Source organism: Dolichospermum sp. UHCC 0259 (genome assembly GCF_009711935.1).
Taxonomy (GTDB): Bacteria; Cyanobacteriota; Cyanobacteriia; order Cyanobacteriales; family Nostocaceae; genus Dolichospermum.
Genome location: NZ_VIKX01000180.1, coordinates 1 through 5,955, shown reverse-complemented (window position 1 = coordinate 5,955; position 5,955 = coordinate 1). Strand labels below are relative to the sequence as shown.

4 protein-coding genes are annotated in these 5,955 nt (G+C 39.9%); 3 read left to right on the top strand and 1 reads right to left on the bottom strand.

Annotated elements, in window-relative coordinates:
• The first annotated feature begins 132 nt into the window (after positions 1-132).
• From FJR05_RS13970 to FJR05_RS13960, 3 genes are all read left to right on the top strand, one after another.
• The gene (locus tag FJR05_RS13970; protein ID WP_168644662.1) at positions 133-2,133 is read left to right on the top strand and encodes a zinc metalloprotease HtpX; all 2,001 of its coding nucleotides are present in this window, start codon (positions 133-135) and stop codon (positions 2,131-2,133) included.
• 267 nt (positions 2,134-2,400) lie between these two features.
• Positions 2,401-3,762, top strand: a complete 1,362-nt coding sequence (locus FJR05_RS13965; protein ID WP_168644661.1) for a CHAT domain-containing protein — start codon at positions 2,401-2,403, stop codon at positions 3,760-3,762.
• A 333-nt stretch (positions 3,763-4,095) separates the two neighbouring features.
• On the top strand, positions 4,096-5,250 hold the full coding sequence (locus FJR05_RS13960) for a transporter substrate-binding domain-containing protein (protein WP_168644663.1): 1,155 nt from the start codon (positions 4,096-4,098) through the stop codon (positions 5,248-5,250).
• Between the two features lie 58 nt (positions 5,251-5,308).
• Here the strand turns inward: FJR05_RS13960 and mazG are convergent.
• Positions 5,309-5,955: nucleoside triphosphate pyrophosphohydrolase (gene mazG / locus FJR05_RS13955; protein WP_168644660.1), on the bottom strand; the 647-nt coding region annotated here is incomplete at its 5' end.

Genomic DNA, 5,955 nt, shown 5'->3' with positions numbered 1-5,955 from the left:
GTAAAGGATTCACAGAATTAACACACTAGTGTATTCCGTAATAACTTTTGCGAAATTCTAATGACAAATACAGTATCTATTAGGTATTAATAGGTAAAAATCTCAGAGCTTTGATTTAATCACGGAGATTCTATGTCGTTACAATCAGGGTTAGATGCCTATAAACAAGGGCATTACCAAGAAGCAATTCACCTTCTCGAAGAATTTTCTCAAAATTCCCTAGAACCAACTTCTTCAGATTATCTAACTTGCCAAATGTGCTTAGTTAAAGCCTATCAAGCCATTGGGGATCTAGAAAAAGCCACCATTGTTTGGCAAAAATTAATCAAGAGTGATCACCCAAAAGCACAGCAATGGGCAAGGGCGAATCGTGTCACTCCCCTACCAAATACAGAACCTCAAGCTACTCATAAGCCTTCTGCCGCTGGACGGGCTGCTAGAGTGGGGGTAAGCTTGGCGATGAAGGGAGTAGGTGGTAGTTTAGTTCTCGCATCTAGTGTCACCATTGCCTTATTGTTTGGCATGGTTTTTGTATTGGGTTTGAGTATAGCCTTGATTAATGACAGTAGTGATCCGGTAAAGGGATTAGCGATCGCTATCAGTATTACCATAGCATTCAATTTCGCCGCTTTTTTCCTCTCTCCCTTCCTCATGGACTTAACCCAAAGTTGGCTATACCAAACTCGTTGGGTGAACCTAGCCGAAATCGAAAACCTCAGTCCCGAAACAGCCAAAATCATCCGCCAAGTCTGTCAGCAAAAAAACATCACCACCCCCAGACTTGGCATCATTGACGACCAAAACCCCACCGCCTTTACCTATGGTTCTTTACCAAACAGCGCCCGGTTAGTCGTCAGTCAAGGACTATTTACCTACCTAGATGATGATGAAGTTGCCACCGTCTACGCCCACGAACTAGGGCATATAGTCCACTGGGACTTTGCCGTCATGACCTTAGCTTCTACCCTAGTCCAAATTTGCTACCTAGTTTACAGTACAGCCAGAAGAATTACTCGTGGTGGTGGCGACAATAAAATCAAAGATGCCATAGGAACTGCCGGTTTCATGGCCTACATCTTTTACGTCATCGGTACATACTTACTTCTATATCTGTCTCGCACCAGAGAATACTTTGCCGACCATTTCGCCGCCGAAACCACAGGCAACCCCAACGGACTATCCCGCGCCCTCGTCAAAATTGCCTATGGAATCGTCGAAGAAGGTTCACGCGCTAAAGAACCCAGTCGCCTCATTGAAGGAACTCGCGCTTTAGGAATTTACGACCATAAAGCCGCAGCTTCCACAGGTACAGCCTACCGCATCTCCTCCGACTCCCAAAAAATCGGTCGCGTCTTTTTATGGGATATGTTTAACCCCTGGGGTTGGTGGATGGAATTAAATTCCACTCATCCCCTCACAGGTAAACGTATCCGCGCCCTCAGCACCTATTCCGAACAACTAGGTTTAGCAACTGAGTTCGACATGGGACGAATCATTGGTGAAGGCAAAACCCTAAATAAAAGTAAACTTTACGGCAACTTTTTCTTAGATATCATCCTCTATGGTGCAGAAACCATCGGCTTTATTGGCGGTTTAATTGTCGGTATATTCATGTTATCAACCTCCTCAAATCCAGGCTTAGTCTTAGGTTCACCATTAATTGGTTTAGGAATCGGCATATTAATCAAAGCCTTGATCATGTTCCCTGATTATAGTAAAGCGATCGCCACAGATATTCTCACCTTAATGTCAGATCCCTATGCCAGTCCTTTGCGGGGACAACCTGCCAATTTGCAAGGAAAATTAATTGGTCGAGGTGATGCTGGTTATAAATTCGGTTCTGATTTGAAATTACAAGATCCTAGCGGAATGTTGTATTTACGCTACGCTTCTCGTTTTGGGCCAATTGGTAATTTTCTCTTTGGTATGAAACGAGTAGAAAGTCTGATTGATCAAAAAGTAGGAACTACTGGTTGGTTTCGTCGGGGGATCATGCCTTGGATGGATTTAATCCAATTAGAAGGAGAAAATGGCACAGTTGTCCATAGTTATCACCGCTTCTGGTCATTCCTCATGGGTGGTGGATCAGTTATTATTGGAATAGCATTAATTGTGCTTTTGAGCCAGAATTAAGTAGGTGAGTAGAGGGAAAGAGTTTGAGCTTACTTTGCTTCACATACCTTTAATTTTTTGGCTTTTTAGGACATCAATTAAGGCTCAAACTCTTGATAATAAAGGGTTTTTATCCTAACTCAGTGACTCCTGCCATAACTTACTTAACTGAAAAACCAAGCATTTCTGATTGAACAAAGTTATATTTTGATTATTCCTCATCACCATGAGGATTTTTTTTAAATCAAAATGAACCAAGCAAATAGCTAAAATTTTGGGAGTAACTTCATGTTTCACCATAAGTCCAGAAAAATCATTACATTTTGTCTATTAATAACATTAGTATTTCTCAGTACCATTACCTTTAGTATAATTCTTCAAAATCAATCTGCGATCGCTACTGAAGACATAGACTGGAATAGACTGATCAAAGATAAAAACTTCGCAGAAACAGTACATAAAGTTGAAAAAAGGTGGGAAAAAGAGTATGAAGATTATTTTAGCCAAAATCTTGCTGATTTTTCTCTAAAAGCGGAAGATATCGCCAAAACACTAACTAAATTATCTCAAGAAACTGCCACTAAACCTGCGGTTATTTGGGTATATCCAGTAAAAAAACAACTACAACTATTAATAATTACTTCAGGAAAAAAACCAAAACTTTATAGTATTAAAGATGCCAACCAAGCAACATTAACTGAAGTTGTTAAAAAACTAAAATCAGAGGTTACACAGCCTACTAACCCCACAGCTAAATCATATTTAAAACCTGCTCAAAAGCTTTACAATTGGATAATAAAACCATTAGAATCTACCCTAAAATCTGAGAAAATAGATACATTGATTTTTTGCTTAGGATCTGGTTTAAGAACAATACCTTTAGTAACATTGCATGATGGAGAGAAATTTTTAATAGAAAAATACAGTATCACTCGAATCCCTGCTTTTAATTTGCTGAAAACTGACTACAATCCCATTAAAAACGCGCAAATTTTAGCTATGGGTGCATCCACATTTTCCCAACTTGAATCCTTACCAGCAGTACCACTAGAGTTAGATGAAATTACTAAAATTTGGGCAGGAAAAAGATTTATTAATCAACAATTTACCATCAAGAATTTACAACAACAAAGACAAAAACAACATTTTAGAATTATCCATTTAGCCACCCATGCAGAATTCAAACCAGGAAAGCCTAATCAATCTTATATCCAGTTATGGGGTAATGAAAAAATAAGATTAAATGAAATTGAAAAATTAAAATTGGATCAACCACCAGTAGATTTATTAGTGCTAAGTGCTTGTAAAACAGCATTGGGAGATCAAGAAGCAGAATTAGGTTTTGCGGGGTTAACCGTTAAATCAGGAGTGAAATCTGTGTTAGCAAGTTTGTGGAATGTTAGTGATTTGGGAACAATGGCCTTAATGATTGAATTTTATGAAAATCTGCAAAAAATACCTCTAAAAGCAGAAGCACTTCGACAAGCACAAATTGCCATGTTAACAGGGAAGGTGACAATGGAAAGTGGTAAATTACAAGGATCTAGAGGGGATTTACCATTACCATCCGAACTAGCAAAATTAGCAGATGCCAATTTTTCTCACCCTTTCTATTGGTCCGCTTTTACAATGATTGGTAATCCCTGGTAACAAATTGTGTACTGAATGTGATATTTGCACTTGGGTAAGCATGATAAATAAATAGGGTTTGCTGAAAAAGTTATCTGTGAAGGCTAGGAGTCAGGAGTCAGGAGTCAGGAGTCAGGAGTCAGGAGGAAGAATTAGAAGAAGAGAAGAATAGTCTTGAATCCAAGTGATAGGTTTTTGCTAATTTCCACCCTTATTCCTTGCACCTGATTTACCTTTTTTACCTTCAAACTCTTGATATATCTAAGTTCTAGCTTTATATGGCTTACGCCACGCTACGCTATCAGCAAGCCCTAAATACTCTGTTTCATTTTGTTTAATCCCAAGCAAATTTCTATGGTAAATGCGATCGCTCGTAAATTTCACTCAATTATTGCCTATCTTGTCAAAAATCACCGTCAACGCCCACTCTGGCTAGGATTAATCGGCATAATTTTAGTATTATTCCTGGTAGCGACTCCCGGATTTGCCCAAAAACCAGCACCCACAGCACCTTTATTAGTGGGGACGCGAGAAATACCACCCTTTGTATTTTCTCAGCAAGGTGAATTATCAGGATTCAGTATAGACCTTTGGCGCAGCATCGCCAAACAGATGAATGTAGAATCTCAATTTGTGGAATATCCTACGGTAGCAGACGTACTTTCGGCAGTGAAAGCAGGTAAAGCTAACTTAGGAATTGCCGCCATTTCTATTACCGCCCAACGTCAGGAGAATTTTGATTTTTCCTTACCCATGCTGGCTGGCGGACTTCAGATTCTCGTCCCCAAGCAAGCAACGAACAGTAATTCCCTCTCCCATATTTGGCAATTATTATCCTCCGGCGGCTTGTTACAAATCCTGGGTATAGCCTTGGTATTAGTGATCATTGCCGCCCATATAATTTGGTTATCTGAACGTCATCACCCAGATGGCATCATTCCTAAAGCATACTTTCCTGGTATTTTCAAAGCTTGTTGGTGGGCAGCAGCCACATTAGGGGCGCAAGTTGATGAAATGCCCAAAGGGGCTATCGGCAGGATTTTAGCCATATTCTGGATGTTTACTGCGATTATTTTTGTTGCTTACTTTACTGCTATTGCCACGACAGAACTAACAGTACAGCAACTTCAGGGTGATATTAAAGGTATAGAGGATCTCCCAGGTAAAGTAGTAGCCACCACCTCTGGCAGTACAGCCGCAGCATATCTGCGAGAAAAGAAAATTGCCGTTTCCGAATTCCCGAAAATTGAACAAGCTTATAATGCACTGCTGACAAAAAAAGCCGACGCTGTTGTTTTTGATGCCCCCGTACTTTTATTTTATGCAGCTAATGAGGGCAAAGGTAAGGTAGAAGTTGTTGGTAGTATTTTCCGTGAAGAAAACTACGGTATAGTGCTACCCAATGAAAGTCCCTATAGAAAAAAAATCAACAGTGCCTTATTGAGTTTGCGAGAAAACGGCACTTATCAAGCCTTGTACGATAAATGGTTTGAGTCCAAAAAATCTTAAAATTACAAAAAAGGGAACGGGGAATAGGGAATAGGGAATAGAAAATAAATTTCATTCTCTATTCTTCAATTTCTTCCTGCTGACTCCGAACTCCTGACTCCTGACTCCTAGCCAGTTGAATTTTAGCCTGTTGCCACAGAGCATCTAATTCTTCTAAACTGTATTCGGTGAGAGGACGTTCAATGACATCTTCCATTTTTTGTAATCGTTGAATAAATCGCTGACTTGTCCCTTGTAAACCGGCACTGGGGTCAAGTTTATGCCATCTGGCAACTTGAATAATGGCAAATAGTAAATCACCTAATTCAGATTCTTGTCTTTCTTTGGGTTCCTCAGCTAAAGCTTGTTGAAATTCCCCTAACTCTTCATGAAATTTACCCCAAACCTCATCTACATGATTCCACTCAAAGCCAACCTTAGCCGCCTTTTCGGATATCTTCATCGCTGCATTTAATGGCGGCAGACTGCGACGATAACGATTCAATTGATCACTGAGTTTTTGGGTTTCTACAGTTTCCCCTTTTTCCGCCGCTTTGATGGTTTCCCAATTTTTGTGTACTTCATCTATATTTGCCACAGTCACATCAGCAAATACATGAGGATGACGACGAATTAACTTTTGAGAAATCCCTTCAGCGACTTCTTGGAGAGAAAAATCACCCGCTTCACTGGCAATTTGGGCTTGTAATACTACCTGTAATAATA

What these genes read in the sequence shown, in the direction of transcription:
- FJR05_RS13970 (WP_168644662.1), top strand. Translation starts at nt 133, where the DNA reads ATGTCGTTACAATCAGGGTTAGATGCCTATAAACAAGGGCATTACCAA.
- FJR05_RS13965 (WP_168644661.1), top strand. Translation starts at nt 2,401, where the DNA reads ATGTTTCACCATAAGTCCAGAAAAATCATTACATTTTGTCTATTAATA.
- FJR05_RS13960 (WP_168644663.1), top strand. Translation starts at nt 4,096, where the DNA reads ATGGTAAATGCGATCGCTCGTAAATTTCACTCAATTATTGCCTATCTT.